Here is a 22,217-nt window from a genome sequence, read left to right as displayed (position 1 = left end):
ATATACTGAGACATGGCTGGGCTCCTTTCCTCTTTGAGTGCTTGCGGCACTCATGTGGCTCTAGTAGGAACGGTTAACGATGACAGTTCCACACTAACCCACGATTAGTTGAGGAGTCCAGCCAGATCCATAAAGTCTGAGCGCTGCCTGGACAGCGGAGAGCGACCAGGCAATCGCCTACTTCGGTTTTTCCGTAGGTACTGCAGGGGATGTGAACGGGGATGGCTACTCGGACGTCATTGTCGGCGCCCCAAACTACGCCAACGGGCAGACCAATGAGGGTCGTGCGTATGTTTACCACGGGTCTGCCGGTGGTCTTGCGGCGACCGCTGCCTGGACTGCGGAGAGCGACCAGGCAAGTGCCGACTTCGGTCATTCCGTGGGTACTGCAGGGGATGTGAACGGGGACGGCTACTCGGACGTTATTGTCGGCGCCTATGAGTACAGCAACGGTCAGACGCGTGAGGGGCGTGCGTATGTGTACTATGGGTCTGCTGGTGGTCTTGCGGCGACCGCGGCTTGGACAGCTGAGAGCGACCAGGCAAACGCATGCTTCGGTTATTCCGTGGGTACTGCAGGGGATGTGAACGGGGACGGCTACTCGGACGTTATTGTCGGCGCCCCATACTACGCCGCCGGCCAGCCCAATTACGGGCGCGCCTTTGTGTATCTCGGGTCTGCCGGTGGTCTTGCGGTGAGCGCTGGGTGGACTGCGGTGAGCGGGGGCTCCTTCGGTTATTCCGTGGGTACGGCAGGGGATGTGAACGGGGACGGCTACTCGGACGTTATTGTCGGCGCCTATGAGTACAGCAACGGCCAGGCGTATGAGGGGTGTGCCTTTGTGTATCTCGGGTCTGCCGGTGGTCTTGCGGTGAGCGCTGGGTGGACTGCGGAGAGCGACCAGGCAGGCGCCTACTTCGGTCGTTCCGTGGGTACTGCAGGGGATGTGAACGGGGACGGCTACTCGGACGTTATTGTCGGCGCCTATGCCTATGAGTACAGCAACGGCCAGGCGTATGTGTACCATGGGTCTGCCGGTGGTCTTGCGGCGACCGCAGGCTGGATAGCGCAGAGCGACCAGGCAAGTGCCGACTTCGGTCGTTCCGTGGGTACTGCAGGGGATGTGAACGGGGATGGCTACTCGGATGTTATTGTTGGCGCCCCAAGCCACAGCAACGGTCAGACGGGTGAGGGGCGTGCGTATGTGTACTATGGGAACGAAGGTGATGGGCTCCATCGCATCGCCCGCCAGGCGCGAACCGACGACTCGGCGCCTATCGCGCTACTGGGTCTGTCCGGCTCGGCTGATGGTTTCCTCTTGAAAGCCGTGGGTCGCACCCCCTTAGGTCGTGGCAATGTGCGGCTCCAGTGCGAGGTGAAGCCGCTGGGGACGCCGTTCAACGGTAGCGGGCTCGTTACGGGTTCGGCGTACAACACGGGAATTCCTGGAGGTGGCGGCAGCGTGGTGGGTCTCTCCAAGGTGGTGACTGGTCTTACGTCAAACATAATGTATCACTGGCGGCTTCGCACGTTGACGGATTCGCCGTTTTTCCCGCGTTCCCCGTGGTTTTCGTTGCCGTACAACTGTGTGACGGAGGCGGATGTGCGGACTGGAACCGTGGTCGGTGTTGAAGGCGGAGGGGCAGTTCCTGGTGCCTTGTTGCTCGGTCGCGGTGCGCCGAATCCGTTTGAGGCATTGACGCACCTGGGGTACACGTTGCCAGAGCGTGGGCATGTGCGGTTAGTCGTTTATGACGTGGCAGGTAGGCAGGTAGCGGTTCTCAGAGATGGTGAGGAGGATGCTGGCCAGCACATGGTGAACTGGGATGGAAAGGGTGCGCGTGGGACGAAGCTTCCGGCGGGAGTGTATTTCGTTCAGCTCAACTTCGGGGGTCATAAGGAAGCGCGGAAGATAGTGCTGACGCGCTGATAGAGATACCGCACAAACCAAGTGTATTTTTGTGTGCGAAGATAGAGGCTCTTGCTGATTGGGCAAGAGACTAAGCACAACCGATGGACTGGCCAAGCGCTGGCTCCTCTTGCTTTGGTGGCCCGAGGCGGTAGTCACAGGAGCGAGCGTGGATGCAACAGGCCCCGTCGCCGCGGCAGGCTCCCCAGATGTGCCAGTATTCGAACTGCAGAAGAGACTCGCGAATCTGCCCCGTGCTTCCGAGTCGTCTATGCGAACTGGGACATCAGGCGTCACCGGATCGAGTACCAGCGAAAGTGTGTGCTGCTTGGATAAACTCGCCTCCAAACTGTCTTCCTGGCCGGATCGTGCCAGATGTCGTCCAGCCTTGATTGCCAGAAGGGCTCACCGCGGCTTCCGAATACCAGACAGTGGTGCAATCTGGAATGCCGCCCTTGGACGCTCGTCGCACAGTCCACTTCGGTACAAAGGCTGGGGTTAGATAAGACTTGCCGCTGTATCCAATACTGAGTACAATTGTACTCAAAAAGGAGTTCGACGATGTTAGAAACGCTATATATAACGAAGTCAAGAATTAGACAAGACTTGCTGTCCATTTTCTTCAGCAATCCGTCCCAGAGATACTATCTGCGACAGCTTGAGCGCATCCTGGGTTACTCTGCGGGCAACATAAGAAGAGAGCTCTTAAGATTTCAGAGGGATAACTTATTCGTCACCCACAGAGTCGGAAGCCTGCTTTACTACTCTCTCGATACTAGACATCCCCTATTCAAGGAACTGAAGGCCATAGTCTCTAAGACTGTTGGTGTTGAAGGGGCAGCAAGAAAAACGTTATCATCTTTCAAGAACATAAGGCTGGCCTTCATTTATGGATCATTCGCTTCGGGTCGAGAAAAAGCGACCAGCGACATCGATTTGATGATAATCGGGAATCCCAACATCTCCGTGTTGAACGAGAAGATTGCGGAATTGGAGAAAAAACTCCGGAGAGAAATCAACCCAACAATCTACTCTCTGCAAGAATACCGGGCGAAGAAAAGAGTCGCGAGCGGTTTCATCGAAGAGGTCTTGACCGCTCCAAAGATAATGTTGGTGGGGAAAGAGGATGAGCTCTAGACATTCTGAGAAACCCCTTGAAAAGGACGGATTGATCAAGAGGTGTCCTGTAGACCAAAGGACAGTAGCCAAGCTAATGAAGCGCGCCCGCACTGATCTGAGAACTGCTAAGAGAAACCTGCGAGAGGATCCGGAATGTGCTTACAACTATGCTTACAATGCCATGTTGAGAATGGGACTGGGTCTGATGTTCAGCGACGGGTTTAGACCGGAAATCAAGGACAAGCACTTGACAATAGTGAGATTTGCGGGTTCGATTCTAGGAGACGAGTCTAGGAAACTTGTGAACGATTATGATTTCATGAGGCGAAAACGTCACAGGTTCATCTATGAACCCGGCATACCTTGTTCGCTGAAAGAAGCGACTCATTCTATCGCGGTGGCCGAGGAGTTCGTTGAGAAAGTCTCAAGCCTCATCAGAGCGAAAGCCCCTCAGAGACAGTCGAGATTCGGGAATCTGCTGGAAGAGTGAATTTGCTGTACGGCCGGGTCCAACGACGGGGACTTGAGGTTGAGGCGTTTGGGCTGCGGAATACAGAAGAGTTGTGGCTCCTCAAGTTGTACGATTTGCGAACCATTAGAGTGGATGTGAGCCGTCTGGTCCCGAGGTGTTCCCTTCCCACATACTGAGAACAGGTTGCATGCTCTCGGTGGGTTATCGAAAGGGATTGCGCGAAGCGGCAAGATGTGATAGTCTAACCTTAGACAGTTCCTCGTATTGATTAGCTTACAAGATCTCTTTCCTCTTGTTTTCCCTGAGCTCGTCTGTGACAGGCAGAAAGCGAGGTCGAAAGCGATATGAGAGCTATCATCCTCCTTCTGTTCTCTCTTCTCTTGCTCATCCCCGTTGCCTCTGACGCCCGCACGTGGCTTGTGAGGCAGGATGGAAGTGGGGATTGCACGACCATTCAGGCGTGCATCGATTCTGCTGCTGCAGGCGACACAGTCCTTGTCGGTCCGGGTGATTACTATGAGCCCTATTACTATGGGCCCTTGACCATATCTGGAAAGAACATCGCCCTAATTAGCGAACAAGGTACCGCGGTTACCAGCATTCATGGCGGGGACTTTCACAGAGCTATCCATTGCACCAATGTTCCGGCCACGGGTGTAATACGAGGGCTTACGATAACCAACGGTCAGTATTCTGGGTATTACTGGCCCAACAATGCCGGGAGTGGGATCTTCTGTGAATCTTCAGATGTTCAGATCATTGACAACGTCATTACGGACAACTCCGGGGGCGGCATAGCCGCTGATGCTGCTTCGGTTCTATATGTTTCCGGCAATACAATAAGCAACAACACGGGCGGATGGCCAGAGTACGGCAGCGTTGATGGATCTGGGATTTATTGTCTGACTTCGCAGGCTGTCATTGAGAACAACGAGTTCATCGGGAACGAGGATATGGCGGTTGCCTGTCAAGGTAGCTCTCCGGTTGTACGCAGGAATATCATGAGGGATGGTTCAGGCGGCGTTTCGTGCAGGGCTTCATCACAGGCAGAAGTCTACGAGAATCTGATCGTAGACGGAACGGGTTATGGTGTCTACATAAGCTATTCATCGCCAACTGTGCATAGTAACACGATAGTCAACAACCAGGTCGGCATTGCCCTTGATTCTGCCTCGCCACTTCTGGAGAACAATATCGTGATTGGCAGTGAATGGTACGGGATAGATTGCGCCCAGCCCCATTCATCGTCACCCACACTGCACTGCAATGACGTATGGAACAACAGCCGTGGAAACTACTATACGTGCACGTCGGTGTCTGAAGATTTCTCGGCAAACCCTCTCTTTTGTGATCCTGCTGCTGGGGACTACCACATCAACTGTACCTCGCCCTGCGCAAATCATCCTGGTTGTGGACAGGTAGGCGCCTTGGGTGTCGGCTGCGGTCCCACATCTGTACTGCCCACCACCTGGGGCAAGATCAAGGCGCTTTTCAGATAGCTCGTTGCCTCCCCTCGCTGGACGATGTTAGATACTTATGAAAAACCTCCTGTGAGAGGTCTACTATAGGTTTGGTTAAGAACTACACCTATGACCCAAGACAGGAGGCAAGATCCGTACTCGCCTGATCAGCGCACGCCGTATAGGTGGTACACTTTTACTTCGCCACTTCTGGGTAAGATTAAATCGCCATTGACAGTCGTTAGTCGGCGCAACAGGCGCATGCAACCGACCTTCTCACAGACCACGGTTCAGACAGAAGCAAGTGCCCCTCGACCAAGAGATGATGAGACCGTGTCCTGACGCCTAAGTTTGTCACCTACCAAGAAGGCGCCTTGCTAACTGATGGAAGAGAAGTGCCTCGCGCTTGATTAGAACCTTATTATCATATTGGATCAGCTCGGGCTTGGTGGATATCCGGACAATGAACTAACGCGCAGTCATAAGATCTTTGGGAAAGTAAACTCTCCACTCTTTGGAGTAGTCTTTTTCCTGCATACCATAGTCAAGATAGAAATCATGTTTGAGTCCCATTTCTTTAAACGAATTCAAGGAAGAATTCTGAAAACCTGCCCCCTGCAAATAGAAACCTATTACCTGATGGTACGGATAAATGTATTCGATCTTCCTCAGAATTGAAATCAGTCGGTCAGTGTCAATTTTCCCTATTGCCTTCATATAAGCCTTGAGGACTTCACCTGTCCCGCCAGAATAAAAAGGTCTGACGGCTATATCGATCAAGGTTCTCTCAATGCCAGTGACCTGCAATCTGCCCTGAGTGGGTGCCTGGATTTCCACTACTCCCAAATTATCTGTATTCAATCCGCTCAAACAGCATATCCGCCAATTCTTATGCTTGAAAACATACTTTGAGGTTCTGGGCTCAGATTTGAAGGCTAAGTCGATCAATCTCTGTTCAAGGCTGGTTTCATGTCGAGGTTTTGGGGTTTGTTCGGAGTTAACGTATATGATCCTGGAAGGCAGTTCAGTCAGATTATTCAAGTACATTGCGGAGCGGTGAGATAAATAGGAATGTGGTCTCAAAGAGAGACTTAGCTGATATGCAGATATCTCCCTCCATGCATAGCGGATGTATTTCTTATCATAATCTGGAGAATTGAGAACGATTTTCTTGAGTTCCGAATTCTTAATGAGATGGTCCAGGAATTCAGCCACGCCTATTTTTCCAGGCAGTTGCCATAGAATCCGTTTGCTTGCGAGGATTTGTCGGATGTCTTTCTGGGTGTATATTCTTGCATCCACGCTATCGAAGTAGGTCTTGATTTCGAGATGATGTTTCTTGGTTAGCATCTTCATAGAGCCCATTTGTCTACCAATAGATGGTATATATACCATCTATTGGTATCTGATCTGTGGATAAAATACCTTTCTGAGAAAACGAAGGCCTCACTGGAAAGAGAATTGTACCACAAAGGAGTCGCTTCCGGGAGAGATATACTCGCCAGCTTCCTAAAGTAAGGCTTTTCCAGGATTATCCACTAACTTGACTATTTGACAAGACGTTAGGATATCTGTTTGTTACTGATCAATTTGCTCACGTTAACTCATGTTAACTGTTGTTCGCTTGATTAACTTATGTTAACCTGTGGATGTCAAGTTAACCTTCTAACTTCAGGTGAGGAACCATGGCTAAGGAAAAATACTTCACTATACCCGAACTTGCCAAGCTTATCGGAGTCAGTCGCATTGCCATTTACAACCGGGTCAGAAAAGGGCAGATCCGTGCTATGAAGATCGGCAAAACGTACGTCATTACAGACCGTACTCTCACAGATGTCCTCGGCAAGAAGACATCAGGAAAGGGAAAGAAGCGAATAGATGCAGCTGTTCGTAGAACAGTTCTGGAATATGGCGAAGTCCTGAAGAACTTAAGCAGGGAATAGTGAGAATCATAACTATAGCCGACGTGGAATACCTTGCCTTTCGACTCGCTAAAGAACACCTCTCCTTCGACGAGCCAATACCTGATTTCTCTACGCGATTTGCAAACAGACTTGAAAGCTGCGTTGTGACTCCGTTTCAGAGTTTTTCAGGCAAGGCCCTGTACCCAACACTAGTGGGCAAGGCTAGTGTTCTTTTCTATCTGATGATCAAGAACCACCCCTTCCAGAACGGCAACAAGAGGATCGCAGTAACCACCTTGCTCACATTTCTAGCTGGTAATGGTAAGTGGCTGAAGGCGGATACCCAAGAACTTTACAATTTCACAGTCTGGCTGGCACAGAGTCCATCGGGAGTCAAAGATCACGTCGTTGCGGCTGCGGAGAAGTTCATTCGAGACCATCTGGTAGATGCGGACTAGCCCAGCCTAAAGATCATTGTGACGAGTATCAATGCGTGCGATCAGCGGCAGCATCCCATTGAGTTTCGTGCCATTGCCATCAAATTCCGGAGCCCGAGGGGTAGGGCAAGGATGCAGTGAGCACGACCGCACGTAGAGGCCAAGAGAAAAAACTCAGCCCTTGATACTAAACCAGAGCAATACCCGGTCTCTGTCCATCGGCTCGTCTTAGTCCTGCCAAAAGAGAACAGGCGCTCTCGCTGGAGAACGCCAAAATCCTCTGCGCAGGAAGTAGGGCAACCTTGGAGCACCGAGTGCCTCCCCAGATAGGACTCGAACCGACGGTACCCAGTGTCTTGCTTCACCCGCGACACAAGCCCACCCATTCCTCAACATTTGTGTCTGATTTCCGATATTAGCCGTGTTATTTGGAAGCACGACTAGCAAATAAACCTGGTTATTTGGAAAATCGACGTCTGAACGGAGTGCTGTCTGGACCCGCCCGGAACGTGGGCAAGCAGGTCATTTTCACACTCCTGCCCGAGTATCTTAGCCACCACTCAATAAGGCGTGCCTTCGACTGTGCTTTTGATCTTGCATTTGGTAGCACCATGTGCAACAATGGTTGCGTATGGTACGAAGGTCTTTCTGGATAGATTTGGTTGAATCTGCCTGGAAGGAAAAGCCGGTAGTCTGGCTTTCTGGAGCTAGACGTGTAGGCAAGACCTTCCTGAGTAAGTCATTGGACAAAGTCGAGTACTTCGACTGTGAGCTTCCCCGTACGCGGCGTCTGATGGAGGATCCTGAAGGTTTCCTGAAAGACCTCGTAGGCCGGAGAATTGTGCTCGATGAGATTCACCGCCTTTCGAATCCTTCCGAGTTGCTCAAGATCGCGGCAGACCACTTCCTGAAGACTCGAGTCCTTGCCACGGGGTCATCCACGCTCGGGGCGTCGGCAAGGTTCAAGGACACACTGGCGGGTCGGAAAAGGGATCTTTGGCTTACGCCGATGAACAGCCACGATCTCGTGGACTTCAAGAACGTGGATCTCAGCCACCGCTTCCTCTACGGCGGACTCCCCCCGTTCTTTCTTGCCACGAATACTCCGGATCGAGATTTCCAGGAATGGATTGATGCATACTGGGCGAAGGACATTCAGGAGTTGTTTCGCTTAGAGAGGAGAGCCTCGTTTCAGCGATTTGTGGAGCTTCTTCTCGCGCAAAGTGGGAGCATATTCGAGGCGACGAGGTTCGCACGCTCCTGCGAGATCAGCCGGACGACGATTTCCAATTATCTCGCCGTGCTTGAAGCCACGTTTATCACCCACGTAGTTCGCCCCTTCACAAGACACAAGTCTACCGAAATCGTGGCGGCCCCGAAGGTCTACGGCTTCGACACTGGCTTCGTATGTTACCACCGCGGGTGGACAGAATTGCGTGAAGAGGACATGGGACAGCTCTGGGAGCACTACGTGCTGAACGAGATTCAGAGCATTCTTCAGGTGAGGACAGTTCGGTACTGGCGTGACAAACGAGGACACGAGGTGGATTTCGTACACTCGGTGCGAGGAAGGGCTCCGGTGGCCATCGAATGCAAATGGTCGGCAGGCGCGTTCGACCCCAAGAATCTTCAGGCATTTCGGAGACAATATCCGACCGGTTCAAACTATGTCGTGGCTAACGACGTGACCCGCAGCTACCACAGGAAGTATGGTGACATGGAGGTTCGGTTCGTCAGCCTTTCCGGTCTTGTGACGGCTCTGCAGCGGTGAGCATTGTGCAGCACAGCAGGAGGGTGTGCCTCCCCAAATGTGCCAGTATTCGAACCCTAGAAGAGAGCCTTGAAGTCGCCCTTCACTTCCGGGTTGTCTACACGGACTGGAGCACTAAGCGCGGGCACAACGAACGCCAGCGAGAGTGTGTGACGACTGGATAGGTTCACCTTCAGACTGTCTTCCTGGCCGGATCGTGCCAGAACTGTCGTCCAGCCTTGATTGCCAGAAGGGCTCACCGCAGCTTCCGAGTACCAGGCAGTGGTGCAATCTGGAATGCCACCCTCAGACGCTCGTCGCACAGTCCACTTCGGTACAAAGGTTGGGTTCAGATAAGACTTGCCGCTGTATCCAATACTGAGTACAATTGTACTCAAGAAGGAGTTCAACGATGTTGGAAGCGCTATATGTAACGAAGTCAAGAATCAGACAGGGCTTGCTGTCCCTTTTCTTCAGCAATCCATCCCAGAAATACTATCTGCGACAACTTGAGCGCATCCTGGGTTACTCCGCGGGCAGCATAAGAAGAGAGCTCTTAAGATTTCAGAGGGATAACCTATTCGTCACTCACAGAGTCGGAAACCTGCTCTACTACTCTCTGAATACTGGACATCCCCTATTCAAGGAACTGAAGGCCATAGTCTCTAAGACTGTTGGTGTTGAAGGGGCAGTAAGAAAAACGTTATCGTCTTTCAAGGACATAAGGCTGGCCTTCATTTATGGATCATTCGCTTCGGGTCGAGAAAAAGCGACCAGCGACATCGATCTAATGATAATCGGGCGTCCCGACATCTCCGTGTTGAACGAGAAGATTGCGGGATTGGAGAAAAAACTCCGGAGAGAAATCAACCCGACGATCTACTCTCTGCAAGAATACCGGGCGAAGAAAAGAGTCGCGAGCGGTTTCATCGAAGAGGTCTTGACGGCTCCAAAGATAATGTTGGTGGGAAAAGAGGATGAGCTCTAGACATTCCGAGAAACCCCTTGAAAAGGACGGATTGATCAAGAGGTGTCCTGTAGACCAAAGGGCGGTAGCCAAGCTGATCAAGCGCGCCCGCACTGATCTGAGAACTGCGAAGAGAAACCTACGAGAGGATCCGGAATGTGCCTACAACTATGCTTACAATGCCATGTTGAGAATGGGATTGGGTTTGATGTTCAGCGAGGGGTTCAGACCGGAAATCAAGAACAAGCACTTGACAATAGTGAGATTTGCGGGTTCGGTTTTAGGAGATGAGTTTAGGAAACTTGTGAACGATTATGATTTCATGAGGCGAAAACGTCACAGGTTCATCTATGAACCCGGCATACCTTGTTCGCTGAAAGAAGCGACTCATTCTATCGCGGTGGCCGAGAAGTTCGTTGAGAAAGTCTCCAGCCTTATCAAGGCGAAAGCCCCTCAAAGACAGTTGAGATTCGGGAATCTGCTAGAAGAGTAGACTTGCTGTACGGCCGGGTCCAACGACGGGTACTTGAGGTTTAGGCGTTTGGGCTGCGGAATACGGAAGAGTTGTGGCTCCCCAGCTAGGACTCGAACCTGCGGTACCCAGTGTCTTACCTCACCCGGGACACAAGCCCACCCATCCCTCAGCACTTGTACCTGGCTTCCGATATTAGCCGTGTTATTTGGAAGTGCGACTAGCAAATAAACCTGGCCATTTGGAAAAACGTCATGCGGCACTATCGCCTCCCTCTGCCCGAGCGCGCACAGGCGTTAAGAAGACACGCTGCGAGGTCAGGTTGCGCTCCTCACCTTGTTGAAGAATTCTATGGCGAACGCCTCTCTATAGTCGAGATACGTCCACTCCAGGCAGACAAAACTTCCCGATCTATACACGAGCTCGACGTCACCGTAGATTCCTTTGGCGAGGTAGATTCGGTGGGAGCAGTCTTTTGTCGTAGCGAGGACAAGCTTCGTTCTGTCCAAATAGCCGGGGTCTATGTTGACCGACCTTTTGAATGACGTTTGAGGGGCCTCGTCTCTCAGAAACTTCTTCTCGCATTCGATTGCCTCGAGTTTCAAGCTCACGATTTCATCAGGTTCGATGAGCCTGCCAAACGAGCAGAACATCTTGCACAGACCGTCCCCCATCTCGTTTTTGTAGTAATCGGAGTAGGTGAAGGGAAAAACGCTACTAGCAAGCTCTACTGACCCGTAGGTTGGCTCGAGAGCAGAAAGGGCTTTCTGGATCAACCCCTCACGTGGAGCCATGAGCGCCGCGACCAGCTTGGCTTTGGCAGGCTTTCCAGTAAGGATGGGCATTCTAGCTCCCTCCAATACTTAAGTGGCGGGGCGGCGACAAGTGATTTGTGCGGTCGGCCAGCCGAGGATCGTGCGCAGACGCGACATACGCTCCATGCGGCTTGCTGGCCGGGGATGCCGCCACAACTTCCGCTAGCCCGCAGCTGGCGTCTTCCGCGGTCTGTCGTGTCCCTTGCACGCCCTGACGCAAAGCCCGCAAATCATGGAGCCGATGTTTTCTTCCTTGCTGAAAAGCTTGAGCATCTCGGTGCATTTTCCGAGATCGAACTCTTCGCGGGTCTTTCCGATTGCCGAGGCCGGGCACGCCCTGAGACATCTGAAACAGTCGCCGCAGTCCTGAGCCGCTTGGATGCCGTCTTGAGCTCCCTGAATGCCCGCCTGAGTTCCCTGAGCGCTCACCTGAGCCCCTTGAATACCGGCTTTTGCCCCTTGCATACTCGGCGTCTGAAGCGGCATGGTTGTGAACAGACTCCCGTATCTCACTCTGGCGCCGTACACGGGAGAAACCAGCAGGTTGCTCCGACCTATCCATCCGAGGCCCGCCTCCTTCGCGACGACCTTGTGCGTGAGATGGCCGGTGTTCGATTCCCAGTTGACTATTTGTGACGAGGGAACCGGGAAGCCTTCGTATCCCAGCTCATGCACTTTCCCGAGAAGTCGCAACAGGGCTTGGTCGATGAACAGGTTCACCTGACGGTAGTGATACTGGTACGTGCGGGTCGGCCTGTCCACCAAACCATCCACGACAACGTCGCTGAGCTTGAACCCTATGGATACGGCATAGGGGAGATCACTCAAGGAAAAGGGTAACGTGCTCGGAGCCTCGTTCTCTCGTCCGTGGAAAGAGGCCGTCCCGAAAAGGGTCACGCCACAAGAATTGGCAGTTCCCCTGAGTGTTTCAGTGAATTCTCTTGCTTTGCCCTGCTTTTCCATCTCGTCGTCTTGCCGCGGCGTTTATCTTGATCCGCTGTCCTATAGCTGCGCGTTGCGCTTGCCGCACCTCAACGCAGCCCGTAGTTGGGCGCTTCGCGTGTAATGGTTATGTCGTGAGGATGACTTTCCCGGAGGGCCGCAGGGCTGATGCGGATAAACTTGGCCGTAGTTCTCAGCTCCTGTATCGTTCTTGCACCACAGTATCCCATCCCCGCTCTCAAGCCTCCGACAAGCTGGTAAACAGTCCGACCAAGCGGACCCTTGTACGGCACTCTTCCCTCTATTCCCTCGGCAACCAGCTTGGCCTCTGCGGTGGCGGCCTCCTGGCCATACCTGTCGGCGCTCCCCCTCCTCATGGCACCCGGCGCTCCCATCCCGCGGTAGAGCTTGTAACTCCTGCCCTCGTAGAGAATGGTCTCGCCAGGGCTTTCTTCCGTGCCCGCGAAGAGATTCCCTATCATGACCGAGCTTGCTCCGGCGGCAATGGCCTTGACGATGTCGCCCGAATGCCTTATCCCGCCATCCGCTATGACCGGCACACCCTTTTTGTCGGCAACGCGCACGCAGTCCATTATGGCAGTAATCTGCGGCACGCCGACCCCGGCAATCACTCTCGTCGTGCACGTGGCTCCCGGCCCCATCCCGACCTTGATGGCATCGGCCCCGGCAGATATCAATTCCTCGGCGCCCTCTGCCCTCCCGACGTTGCCGAGCACAAGCTCAATCCCGGCAGCCAGTTTCTTGATGCTCTCTGCAGCCTTGATGACATTCTCCGAATGCCCGTGCGAGCTGTCCAGAACAAGCACATCAACCTCGGCCCTGACGAGTTCCAGCACCCTTTCCTCGAGGTCCCCGGATACGCCGACGGCGGCACCGACCCTCAGTCTCCCCTGCGAATCCTTGCACGCCTGGGGATACTTGATGCGCTTCATGATGTCTTTGACGGTTATCAATCCTACAAGGTTGTAGTCTGCGTCCACCACCGGCAGTTTTTCGATTTTGTGCTTGTGAAGTATCTTCGTCGCCTGCTCGAGCGTCGTCCCCTCAGGTGCGGTTACCAGGCCTTCGCGAGTCATCACTTTTCCCACGGGCGAATTCACGTCTTCGACAAACCGCAGATCCCGGTTTGTGAGAATACCCACCAGCTTCTTGCCCTGGGTAATCGGCACGCCGGAGATCTTGAATTTATCCATGAGCTCCAGGGCCGCTCTGACGGGAGCTTCGGGAGAAAGCGTGATGGGATCGGCAATCATCCCGCTCTCACTTCTCTTTACCCTGTCGACCTCCGCCGCCTGCTCTCCGATCCCCATGTTCTTGTGGATGCAGCCTATTCCGCCCTCCCTGGCGATTGCGATGGCCAGCGCCGCCTCGGTCACCGTGTCCATAGCAGCGCTCACGAGCGGAATCCCGAGCTCGATGTTTCGCGTGAGGCGCGTCCTGCCGTCCACCTGCGCAGGAACCACGGTCGAACGCGCAGGCAGGATTAGGACGTCGTCGAAGGTGATTCCGTCCGCGTCAACAAATCTGTCATGCATTTTCAAGGCCCCGTGTTTCGCCGCTCTACAGTAGGAGGTAAGCGTCATAGTCTTATATACAGATATACGTATATGAGGCTATGACACCCCTAGCTTCACTCTCCCCTCGACCTTTCTCCTCGAGAAGAGAACGCTCTCAGTGTACCCGCATTGAAGAGCCAGCCTGACCGCATCCTCCATGCCGGAGCCCACCTCGGACGGCGCGTGCGCGTCCGAGCCAAGCGTAATGGGTATCCGGGCCTCCCGGCACATTCCCAGAAACTCTGCACAGGGATAGATCTCCTTCACCGGCCGCCGCAAACCCGAGGCGTTCACCTCGACGCACATTCCGGCACGCGCAGTCGCTTCAACGGTCGCTTCCCAGAAAGGTCTCGGGTCAAGCGAGGTGGTATGTCCGTGCTTCTTGATAATGTCGGGATGGGCCAGAATATCGAACAAGCCCGTTCCGGCGCACTCCGTTACCAGGGTGAAGTACTGGGTGTAAAGCGAGTCGAAGTCCATTGCATTGACTCGGGCAAGATTCCGCGAACTGCTGACATCCAGGTCCCCGATGTGATGTACGGACCCAAGCACGTAGTCGAACTCGTACAGACTGAGCAGTTTCTCTATGAGCGCTTCCTGTCCGGGGATGTAGTCAGCCTCTATCCCCACTTTCACGCGAATTTCGGAGTGGCTCTCCCTCAGGCCCGCCACCCGCTCATAGTAGAGCGGCAGCTCCTCCAGGGACATCGTGAGCCCCGTTCTGTCGCGTCCCAAGAGCGGAAAATGATCTGCGAATCCTACTTCGACAAGACCCGCAGCCCGGGCCGCGTCAATATACTCTTCGACCTCGCCTCGGGCGTGGCCGCAGAGTTTAGTGTGTAAGTGATAGTCAACGAGACCAGTGAGAAGCATCAGTCGGGGCCTAGGACCCCTTTTTCTTGGACACGAAGTAGTACTTCAAGCCCAGTTTCATGGAGAGTATATCTTTGTTGTACGCATATCCTGACGGGAAAGCCTCGATGTCTTCGGAGAATACGTGATGGCCTACCACGTCACCGCCGATGGTCAGATCGGGTCTCATGAAATACTCAACACCTGCCATCACATACCCGCCGGGGTTGCCGCGCTTGAGTTCTTCCCTCGTGATCGGATCTTTCATGACCTTCCTGTCTTCGAGCACGGACCACACGTAGTAACCTACGCCGATCCCTGCCTTGGGCACATACTTCCGGGTCCCGTACCTGTACTCAACCCCCACGGTGATGGGCCTGGCAGTCGTGACTCGCAGGTCATCGAACTTGTATGCCTCCCAGCCGTAACCGACGCTCACCAGGGCGGAGAGATAGGGCTTGAAGACGTAACCGAAACTCACGTCTCCGTAAGGCCTCGGCTTGACGCCGCTACTCATCTTGTAGCCGCCCACCCAGATCTTGGACCCGTTCATTTGGTCGTCAGAGATGAAGAGCATTGTTCCGACTGAGCTACCCATGAAGGCGCGCCCGGTTACGTCAGCAGAAAAGGACGTCCCACAGAGTATAGAAAGCAGAAGGCCTGCAATGACAACAAACCGGACGAGTTTCATACGATGGAACTCCTTTCAGACGAACCATGCCCCGGTGAGAAGCGGATGCACCAAGAAGGTTAGTCCAGTATATACGGGCACGGTCAAAACTGTCAATACCGGTAATGAGGGTAGTTGTACAGATGAACACGGGTCGCCCCACTGCCGTGACAGGCGAGCTCCCCCCGTCTATCCACGACATCCCGCCTTCTTTGCAGTTGACGAGCGGCGCACCCTCCAGTATTCTCTTTTGGAGAATTACCTGGGGCTTCCGCCTCGACAGGGCGCAAGCCGGTGCCTAGCTTCAGAATTTGATTGCTCCCTATGACTCTCTGGCGGTGTAGCTCAGTTGGTCAGAGCAGAGGAATCATAATCCTTGTGTCCGGGGTTCGAATCCCTGCACCGCCACCACCCTCCTCATGTACCAAGTCCCCGGGACGACAATCAGGCAGAAAGCGACTCGCGTCCGGCAAGAAAATTGGGCACAGAGGGGTGTTTTTTGTGATAACTTCAGGCGTGACACCTTCGTAGGAAATGTAGGAAATCGGAGCAGAGCACAAACCGTTTTCCTGAAGAAGGCTGGAGTATGTCGGGGATGTTAGCGAAAAAAGTCGGAGAGTTCATTGAGACGAAGGGGCTCATCGTCTCGCGTGACTCTGTTCTGGTGGCCGTGTCCGGAGGAGCAGACTCCGTGGCTTTGCTCCAAGTCTTGTTCGACTTGCACAGGGACATGGGTTTCACTCTCGAGGCCGCGCATCTCAATCACGGAATCAGGGGAAACGCCGCGGACGAGGACGCAGACTTCGTCGAAAAAATGTGCCTGGGACTCGGGATTGCCTGCCACGTTGGAAGAGCCGATGCACCGTCGTTCGCCAAAAGTGCCAAGCTCTCGACGGAGGAAGCTGCGCGCGAGCTCAGACATGGCTTTCTGAAAGACAGAGCAGCCGCGCACGGCCACAACAAAATCGCTCTCGGCCACACCATGAACGACCAGGCCGAGACCGTCCTCATGCATATCATCAGGGGCGCGGGCATTCTGGGCGTCTCGGGAATGAAACCGATCTCGAAGGTTGGGACAAAGACAATCTCCGAGACCTGCACAAGTGCGATGCCGGGCGTGTCAGATGGAGAGAGTCGGCCGGATTCAGGACTCTTCTTCATCAGGCCGTTTCTCGCCACGAGTAGAGCTGAAGTCAATGAATTCATTGCTTCGAGGCAGATCGCATACCGGGAGGACGCCTCCAATGTTGACGCGGCTTTCATGCGGAACAGAGTCCGTCACGAGCTTGTGGAGATCCTAAGAGAGAAATACAATCCGCGAATCGTCGAGGTACTGAGCTCTCATGCGTCTCTGGTCGCAGAAGCGGAAGACTACCTGAGCAAAGTGGCTTCAGAAGCATACCGCAACTGTGTCCGCGAGGAAACGCGTGAGCACATTCAACTTGAACTAACCTCCCTCCTGTCCTATCATACTTTTGTACAGAGCTACATCCTTAGAGAGGCGTATCGTAGACTTTGCGGCAGCCTCAGGGATCTTAGCTTCACTCACGTCGCATCCCTGATCGGTCTGATTTCCTCGGGGCAATCAGGTGACTCGGTTGACATCGCGTTGGGCAAAAGCGCATGGCTGGATGGACGGAGGCTCTGGATCGGACGCACCTCAACGCTGCGTTCCGAGCGAGCTGTTGCGCCGAAATTCGCTGTCCGACTCGAGCCCGGCAACGCGGTGTCGCTACCGCTCATAGGGCTTGAGATCGACAGCAGGGTACTGGGTAAGGATGCGCGGAGCGAAAAGCTGTCGGCCGATGGACCCACGACAGGGAAGCCCGGCGCAAAGGAGCCTGGCGGGGGCGATTTGCTCAAGAGCGGACCCGACAGAGTGATCTTTGATCTTGAAAAGCTCACGCCACCCCTCGTCCTGCGCAGTCTCGAGCCCGGGGACAGGATGACCCCGTTCGGCATGGACGGCACGAGGAAGATCCAGGACCTTCTGGTCGATCTGAAAGTACCAAGGTCAAGGAGAAAGAGACTGGCCGCCTTCTGCGACCAGAGTCAAGTACTCTGGGTGGTCGGTATACGAAGGAGCAACGCGGCTTCTGTAAACGAGACAACGGAACTAATCCTTAGCGTTGAGGTGAAATGCATTTGACAAAACCCGAGAAGAAATCTCCTGAAGAAAAGCTTCCACCCGAAGATAGATCTCGACCCGGAGGAGACAAGCTCCAGAAACAAGACGACAAGCCTCCTCTTCCTCCTCGTGGAAGAATTAGAGGCCCCCGAAGGGGCATACCCCTGTCGCCGGTAAAACCGTTCAAAACGATGGCGTTCTGGATCATGCTGATTCTTCTCACTGTCCTCCTCTTTGAATTCTATTTCTCCGCGAAACCTAAAGATGTGGAGATCTCTTATTCGAGATTCTTCAAGGAAATCAACGCGGGCAACATTGCGTCGCTGACATTGTCCGGTAAGCAAGTGACGGGAGAACTTAAAGCCCAGGCCGAGACGGACTATCGCGGCAGGAAGCTCACGTTCAAAAACTTCAAGGTATGGCTCCCCACGGAGGACGCCGACCTTCCCGACAAAATATGGAAGAAGTTCCCGGGCGCCGAGATCACGTCCCAGCCGGAAGGCATGAACTGGATTGGAATGCTCGTCTCCTGGCTTCCTATCGTTCTCATAGTCGCATTCTGGCTCTTCATAATGCGTCAGATGCAGGCCGGTGGGAGCGCCGCCCTCAAGTTTGGAAGAAGCAAGGCCAAAGTGATTCTCGAAGACAGACCCAAGGTCACGTTCAGAGACGTGGCCGGGGCCGACGAAGCAAAGCAAGAGCTCGAGGAAATAATAGAGTTTCTAAAGGAACCGAAGAAGTTTCAACGCCTCGGTGGCAGAATTCCAAAAGGCGCGCTTCTTCTCGGTCCTCCCGGGACCGGGAAGACGCTGCTCGCAAAGGCCGTGGCCGGAGAAGCCAACGTACCATTCTACAGCATGAGTGGCTCCGACTTCGTCGAGATGTTCGTAGGTGTTGGGGCCTCGAGGGTCCGAGACCTGTTCGATCAGGGGAAGAAGAACGCCCCATGCATAATTTTCATCGATGAAATAGACGCCGTCGGGAGGCAGCGCGGCGCGGGCCTCGGAGGAGGACACGACGAACGGGAACAGACCCTCAATCAACTCCTGGTCGAGATGGACGGCTTCGATTCAAACGAAGGAGTCATACTCCTGGCTGCCACCAACAGGCCGGATGTTCTCGATCCCGCGCTCTTGAGACCCGGCCGTTTCGACAGACAGATCGTGATTGACAGGCCCGACGTCCGCGGTCGCGAAGGCATTTTCCGCGTACACACGAGAGGCATCCCGCTGTCAGAAGACGTGGATCTCAAAGTGCTCGCCAGAGCGACGCCCGGGCTTGCCGGCGCAGACCTTGCGAATCTCGTCAACGAGGCCGCTCTCCTCGCCGCAAGAAGGAACAGAAAGAAAGTCCTCATGGAGGACTTCGAGGAGGCGAAAGACAAGGTCATGATGGGCACGGAAAGAAGAAGTCTCATCATAAGCGACGAAGAGAAGCGCACGACTTCCTACCACGAAGCCGGCCACACTCTAATAGCCAGGCTACAGCCCGGCTCGGACCCAATTCACAAAGTTACAATCATCCCCAGGGGAAGAGCCCTCGGGCTCACCCACTTGCTTCCGATCGACGAAAGATACACGAGGACGCGGGATTACCTTCTCATGACCCTCACCACGCTTATGGGAGGACGAGCGGCGGAGGAGCTGGTACTCAATCAAATCACCAACGGCGCCGCAAACGACATCGAGACTGCTACCGAGATAGCACGAAAGATGGTGTGCGAGTGGGGCATGAGCGAGAGACTCGGTCCGGTGACTCTCGGCAAGAGAGAGGAGCTCATCTTCCTGGGGCGCGAGATTTCCCAGCAGAAGAACTACAGCGAGAAGACGGCCGTCTCCATAGATGAAGAAATAAAGGCCATAGTGGAAGGATCGCACGAGAAAGCCAGGAAGCTTCTTCTTGAGAACAGGGAAAAACTCAACGACCTTGCCATCGCGCTTCTGGAAAGAGAAATTCTGGACAGCGAGGAAATAGACAGAGTGCTCCGAGGGGAGAAGCTGGAGCCCGTCAGTAAGACGCGAACTCCACGCACTCCAGCGCAGGGCCAGCAAGAAATCCCCAAGATCAATCAGACGGAATCCCCTTCTGGAACGGAAAGGACTGAACCCCGTGAGGGAGGTGCGCAAACACAGGACGCAGCGACTGGTGAGGCTCGCGAAGATTGAGAAAGCCGTCCGCTCCATCCTCGAGGCGATAGGAGAGGATCCGGAGAGGAAAGGAATCAAGAATACTCCTCGCCGTGTCGCCCGGCTTTACGAAAGAATCTTCAGCGGAATCGGCCAGAAGCCTGCGGGAGGCCTCAAACTATATCGTGTCGACAATCAGGACGGCATGATTCTGGTGAGAGACATCTCTTTTCATTCGATGTGCGAGCACCATCTGCTTCCCTTTTTCGGAAAGATACACCTCGCCTACTTGCCAAGTAAGAATCGCGTCACAGGACTGAGCAGTCTCACGAAGACCGTCGAGGTTCTGTCCCGGAGGCTCCAATTACAGGAACGCCTGGCTAATGAGATTGCGGACGAACTGACGAAGGCTCTCGATCCAAGAGGGCTGCTTGTTATCATCGAAGCCGAGCATTTGTGCATGGCCATGAATAACACCCACAAACCCGGCGCAAAGACGATCTCGACCGCCGCGAGAGGCGCGATGCTTGAAGAACGAACAAGAGCTGAAGCTCTCTCCTTGATAGGCAGCCAAGCCGACTCGAGAGCCAGGAAAAAGGCGCCGCACAAGCGCGCCGGAACGCGCCGCACCTCGAAATAGTGAACCGGCCGCAACCAGGTACCGCAGAGAAAACGATGCACGCATGTGAGACGAGCGACGCGACGTTCGTGTTCCGCGGAGGACAATTCGACCTATCCAAGAGAACTCACGTCGCAGGCATACTGAACGTAACCCCCGACTCTTTCTCGGACGGAGGAACGTTCCTCAGGCCCGAGACGGCCCTGAGACACGCCGAAAGAATGATAGAGGAGGGGGCAGACGTAATTGACGTCGGCGGAGAAAGCACGAGACCGAATTCCACGCCAGTCAACGAATCCGAAGAGAAAACCAGGGTCGTGCCTGTCATCTCGGAGCTCGCACGACGCTTTGATGTGATCATATCGGTGGACACTTACAAGTCTTCGGTTGCCGAAGCTGCCCTGGACGCCGGTGCGCACATAATCAATGACGTGAGCGCGCTTCGATTCGACCCCGAACTCGCGTGCGTGGCTTCCAAGTATGGAGCCGGTCTCATACTGATGCACATGAAGGGCACTCCCGCCACGATGCAGAACGATCCGGAATACGACGACGTTATGGTTGAGATAGCCGACTTTCTCAGGAAAGCGATGGAGCGAGCCAGAACGGCTGGAGTCAAATTCGAATCGATGATGGTCGATCCGGGTATCGGATTTGGGAAAGAACTCTCGCACAATCTGACAATCCTGAAGAACCTGTCTCAACTGAAATCGATGCAGAGACCGATCATGGTCGGACCGTCGAGAAAAGCCTTTATCGGTCAGCTCCTCGATCTTCCGGTCGACCAAAGGCTCCCTGGGACTTTGGCCGCGGTCGTCGTCAGCATTCTGTCCGGCGCCTCGATGGTGAGAGTCCACGACGTGAGAGAGGCACGAGAAGCTGCCGCCATCGCCGACGCGGTGGCAAAAGCATGAAGTCGGCAGCAGGAGGGCCGGGGGATTCGACCGTTGCGGCCCGGCGCCTCTGGGAATCCTGGACGATTCCGAAGTCGGCCGGGGGATAGACGCGTGTACCTGACCTGAAAATGGCGGCTCCGCCTGAAAAATGATGCAACTCTCGGGGAGATGTGGTAAGAATCGGCAACGAGTCATCGTAATCTGCCCGGAGAGAGTCCACGGCAAGCGCTGCATCGACTTCGGTTGCCGCGGCGATGCCAATGCCTTGAGCGGCTATTCGAGCGAAAGGCTGAGGGGAACCATGTGATGGGGATTTTTGGTCAGCACCTGTATCTTGATCTGATTGATATCGCCATCGTGGCATTTCTTTTTTACAAGCTCTTCATGCTTGTAAAGGGCACACGCGCTTCGCAGATGTTCGCCGGTCTCGTCGTACTGGTTGTAACCTCGCTGGTGGCGCAGTGGTTTCAGCTCAACGCGCTAAACTGGATCATTACCAGTCTCAAGACGGTCTGGGTTATCGCATTCGTAATAATATTCCAGCCGGAATTGAGAAAGGGCCTGGCCCTCATTGGTCAAAACAGACTGTTCGGTTCCTTCATAAGGGTTCAGGAGTTCGGTATGCTCGGCGAGATCCTGAAGGCAGTGGAAGAAATGTCAGAGGAGAAAAAAGGCGGCCTGATAGCAATAGAAAGAGACGTCGGGCTGCGTAATTATGAAGAAACCGGCACCCCCCTGAACGCGAAGGTCACTTCCGAGCTTCTTCTCACACTCTTCACACCGCTTTCTCCGCTGCACGACGGTGCCGTGATCATAAGTGGAGACGAGGCGGTGGCTGCAGGTTGTCTCCTTCCCTTGAGCGAGAATCCTCGTCTGGCCGCCGATCTCGGCACGAGACACAGGGCCGCCATAGGGCTTAGCGAGGAAACCGATTCGGTTGTCATCGTCGTCTCGGGCGAGACGGGGGCGATCTCCATAGCCTCCCGCGGCGTTCTCAAGAGACGTCTCGACAAGGGCTCTCTCAGAAGCGAACTGAGCAGACTGCTTGTGAGAAAAACCCGCGAACACGCCAAGGCCGGAACCGCTCTGGCATAGAACAATA

Annotated in this window: 20 protein-coding genes and 1 tRNA gene; 15 read left to right on the top strand and 6 right to left on the bottom strand. The window is 54.3% G+C overall.

The features are described from left to right. Nucleotides 1-172: 172 nt before the first annotated feature. From NTX17_08985 to NTX17_08970, 4 genes are all read left to right on the top strand, one after another. Complete coding sequence (locus NTX17_08985) at nt 173-1,930, top strand: FG-GAP-like repeat-containing protein (protein ID MCX5801506.1); 1,758 nt, start codon at nt 173-175, stop codon at nt 1,928-1,930. A gap of 540 nt (nt 1,931-2,470) precedes the next feature. Further along, the gene (locus tag NTX17_08980; protein ID MCX5801505.1) at nt 2,471-3,046 is read left to right on the top strand and encodes a nucleotidyltransferase domain-containing protein; all 576 of its coding nucleotides are present in this window, start codon (nt 2,471-2,473) and stop codon (nt 3,044-3,046) included. Continuing rightward, nucleotides 3,036-3,518 (top strand): HEPN domain-containing protein, encoded by a 483-nt coding sequence (locus NTX17_08975; GenBank protein ID MCX5801504.1) that lies wholly within the window; start codon nt 3,036-3,038, stop codon nt 3,516-3,518. The genes NTX17_08980 and NTX17_08975 overlap by 11 nt, the downstream gene beginning before the upstream one ends. Nucleotides 3,519-3,844: 326 nt before the next feature. Then, nucleotides 3,845-4,999 (top strand): right-handed parallel beta-helix repeat-containing protein, encoded by a 1,155-nt coding sequence (locus NTX17_08970; protein ID MCX5801503.1) that lies wholly within the window; start codon nt 3,845-3,847, stop codon nt 4,997-4,999. 429 nt (nt 5,000-5,428) lie between these two features. On the opposite strand, the gene NTX17_08965 is transcribed toward NTX17_08970, so the two are convergent. Then, on the bottom strand, nt 5,429-6,316 hold the full coding sequence (locus NTX17_08965) for a hypothetical protein (GenBank protein MCX5801502.1): 888 nt from the start codon (nt 6,314-6,316) through the stop codon (nt 5,429-5,431). Nucleotides 6,317-6,645: 329 nt separating this feature from the next. Between NTX17_08965 and NTX17_08960 the strand changes: the two genes are divergently transcribed. From NTX17_08960 to NTX17_08940, 5 genes are all read left to right on the top strand, one after another. Continuing rightward, the gene (locus tag NTX17_08960) at nt 6,646-6,903 is read left to right on the top strand and encodes a helix-turn-helix domain-containing protein (GenBank protein MCX5801501.1); all 258 of its coding nucleotides are present in this window, start codon (nt 6,646-6,648) and stop codon (nt 6,901-6,903) included. Further along, nucleotides 6,903-7,322: a type II toxin-antitoxin system death-on-curing family toxin gene (locus tag NTX17_08955; protein ID MCX5801500.1), complete on the top strand. Its 420-nt coding sequence runs from the start codon at nt 6,903-6,905 to the stop codon at nt 7,320-7,322. Before NTX17_08960 ends, NTX17_08955 begins: the two co-directional genes overlap by 1 nt. 610 nt (nt 7,323-7,932) lie before the next feature. After that, nucleotides 7,933-9,072, top strand: coding sequence for an ATP-binding protein (locus NTX17_08950; GenBank protein MCX5801499.1), 1,140 nt, complete (start codon nt 7,933-7,935; stop codon nt 9,070-9,072). Between the two features lie 391 nt (nt 9,073-9,463). Next, nucleotides 9,464-10,039 (top strand): nucleotidyltransferase domain-containing protein, encoded by a 576-nt coding sequence (locus NTX17_08945; GenBank protein ID MCX5801498.1) that lies wholly within the window; start codon nt 9,464-9,466, stop codon nt 10,037-10,039. Next, nucleotides 10,029-10,511 carry a HEPN domain-containing protein gene (locus NTX17_08940; GenBank protein MCX5801497.1) on the top strand — a complete coding sequence of 161 codons (483 nt, stop codon included), beginning with the start codon at nt 10,029-10,031 and terminating at the stop codon, nt 10,509-10,511. The genes NTX17_08945 and NTX17_08940 overlap by 11 nt, the downstream gene beginning before the upstream one ends. Before the next feature lie 296 nt (nt 10,512-10,807). Here the strand turns inward: NTX17_08940 and NTX17_08935 are convergent, their stop codons facing one another. The 5 genes from NTX17_08935 to NTX17_08915 all read right to left on the bottom strand — a co-directional run bounded on the left by NTX17_08935 (nt 10,808) and on the right by NTX17_08915 (nt 15,367). Continuing rightward, nucleotides 10,808-11,335 (bottom strand): DUF4416 family protein, encoded by a 528-nt coding sequence (locus tag NTX17_08935; protein ID MCX5801496.1) that lies wholly within the window; start codon nt 11,333-11,335, stop codon nt 10,808-10,810. Between the two features lie 132 nt (nt 11,336-11,467). Next, nucleotides 11,468-12,268 carry a hypothetical protein gene (locus NTX17_08930; GenBank protein ID MCX5801495.1) on the bottom strand — a complete coding sequence of 267 codons (801 nt, stop codon included), beginning with the start codon at nt 12,266-12,268 and terminating at the stop codon, nt 11,468-11,470. A 68-nt stretch (nt 12,269-12,336) separates the two neighbouring features. Next, nucleotides 12,337-13,803: an IMP dehydrogenase gene (gene guaB / locus NTX17_08925; GenBank protein ID MCX5801494.1), complete on the bottom strand. Its 1,467-nt coding sequence runs from the start codon at nt 13,801-13,803 to the stop codon at nt 12,337-12,339. Nucleotides 13,804-13,881: 78 nt separating this feature from the next. Continuing rightward, on the bottom strand, nt 13,882-14,697 hold the full coding sequence (locus NTX17_08920; GenBank protein ID MCX5801493.1) for a histidinol-phosphatase HisJ family protein: 816 nt from the start codon (nt 14,695-14,697) through the stop codon (nt 13,882-13,884). 10 nt (nt 14,698-14,707) lie between these two features. Continuing rightward, nucleotides 14,708-15,367 carry a hypothetical protein gene (locus tag NTX17_08915; protein ID MCX5801492.1) on the bottom strand — a complete coding sequence of 220 codons (660 nt, stop codon included), beginning with the start codon at nt 15,365-15,367 and terminating at the stop codon, nt 14,708-14,710. A 313-nt stretch (nt 15,368-15,680) separates the two neighbouring features. Here NTX17_08915 and NTX17_08910 point away from each other — a divergent pair. From NTX17_08910 to cdaA, 6 genes are all read left to right on the top strand, one after another. Continuing rightward, nucleotides 15,681-15,757: transfer RNA gene (locus NTX17_08910), tRNA-Met, on the top strand. A 184-nt stretch (nt 15,758-15,941) separates the two neighbouring features. Beyond that, nucleotides 15,942-17,495 (top strand): tRNA lysidine(34) synthetase TilS, encoded by a 1,554-nt coding sequence (tilS, locus tag NTX17_08905; GenBank protein MCX5801491.1) that lies wholly within the window; start codon nt 15,942-15,944, stop codon nt 17,493-17,495. Nucleotides 17,496-17,665: 170 nt separating this feature from the next. Beyond that, nucleotides 17,666-19,639, top strand: a complete 1,974-nt coding sequence (ftsH, locus tag NTX17_08900; GenBank protein MCX5801490.1) for an ATP-dependent zinc metalloprotease FtsH — start codon at nt 17,666-17,668, stop codon at nt 19,637-19,639. Beyond that, a complete protein-coding gene (gene folE, locus NTX17_08895; GenBank protein MCX5801489.1) occupies nt 19,617-20,240 on the top strand; it encodes a GTP cyclohydrolase I FolE in 624 nt (207 codons plus the stop codon). The genes ftsH and folE overlap by 23 nt, the downstream gene beginning before the upstream one ends. A gap of 35 nt (nt 20,241-20,275) precedes the next feature. Continuing rightward, on the top strand, nt 20,276-21,133 hold the full coding sequence (folP, locus tag NTX17_08890; GenBank protein MCX5801488.1) for a dihydropteroate synthase: 858 nt from the start codon (nt 20,276-20,278) through the stop codon (nt 21,131-21,133). Between the two features lie 288 nt (nt 21,134-21,421). Next, a complete protein-coding gene (cdaA, locus tag NTX17_08885; GenBank protein MCX5801487.1) occupies nt 21,422-22,210 on the top strand; it encodes a diadenylate cyclase CdaA in 789 nt (262 codons plus the stop codon). Nucleotides 22,211-22,217: the final 7 nt, after the last annotated feature.

The organism is Candidatus Eisenbacteria bacterium, from assembly GCA_026388185.1.
Taxonomy (GTDB): Bacteria; Eisenbacteria; RBG-16-71-46; order JAFGJU01; family JAFGJU01; genus JAPLKG01.
The sequence above is the reverse complement of the archived record's forward strand: the minus strand, read 5'-3'. Positions and strand labels throughout refer to the sequence as shown.

Coding starts and splice junctions, on each gene's coding strand:
- NTX17_08965 (MCX5801502.1), bottom strand. CDS start 6,316: ATGAAGATGCTAACCAAGAAACATCATCTCGAAATCAAGACCTACTTC.
- ftsH (MCX5801490.1), top strand. CDS start 17,666: ATGGCGTTCTGGATCATGCTGATTCTTCTCACTGTCCTCCTCTTTGAA.
- NTX17_08930 (MCX5801495.1), bottom strand. CDS start 12,268: ATGGAAAAGCAGGGCAAAGCAAGAGAATTCACTGAAACACTCAGGGGA.
- NTX17_08920 (MCX5801493.1), bottom strand. CDS start 14,697: ATGCTTCTCACTGGTCTCGTTGACTATCACTTACACACTAAACTCTGC.
- folP (MCX5801488.1), top strand. CDS start 20,276: ATGCACGCATGTGAGACGAGCGACGCGACGTTCGTGTTCCGCGGAGGA.
- tilS (MCX5801491.1), top strand. CDS start 15,942: ATGTTAGCGAAAAAAGTCGGAGAGTTCATTGAGACGAAGGGGCTCATC.
- NTX17_08950 (MCX5801499.1), top strand. CDS start 7,933: ATGGTACGAAGGTCTTTCTGGATAGATTTGGTTGAATCTGCCTGGAAG.
- NTX17_08935 (MCX5801496.1), bottom strand. CDS start 11,335: ATGCCCATCCTTACTGGAAAGCCTGCCAAAGCCAAGCTGGTCGCGGCG.
- NTX17_08945 (MCX5801498.1), top strand. CDS start 9,464: ATGTTGGAAGCGCTATATGTAACGAAGTCAAGAATCAGACAGGGCTTG.
- guaB (MCX5801494.1), bottom strand. CDS start 13,803: ATGCATGACAGATTTGTTGACGCGGACGGAATCACCTTCGACGACGTC.
- NTX17_08975 (MCX5801504.1), top strand. CDS start 3,036: ATGAGCTCTAGACATTCTGAGAAACCCCTTGAAAAGGACGGATTGATC.
- cdaA (MCX5801487.1), top strand. CDS start 21,422: ATGGGGATTTTTGGTCAGCACCTGTATCTTGATCTGATTGATATCGCC.
- NTX17_08970 (MCX5801503.1), top strand. CDS start 3,845: ATGAGAGCTATCATCCTCCTTCTGTTCTCTCTTCTCTTGCTCATCCCC.
- NTX17_08980 (MCX5801505.1), top strand. CDS start 2,471: ATGTTAGAAACGCTATATATAACGAAGTCAAGAATTAGACAAGACTTG.
- NTX17_08960 (MCX5801501.1), top strand. CDS start 6,646: ATGGCTAAGGAAAAATACTTCACTATACCCGAACTTGCCAAGCTTATC.
- NTX17_08915 (MCX5801492.1), bottom strand. CDS start 15,367: ATGAAACTCGTCCGGTTTGTTGTCATTGCAGGCCTTCTGCTTTCTATA.
- NTX17_08940 (MCX5801497.1), top strand. CDS start 10,029: ATGAGCTCTAGACATTCCGAGAAACCCCTTGAAAAGGACGGATTGATC.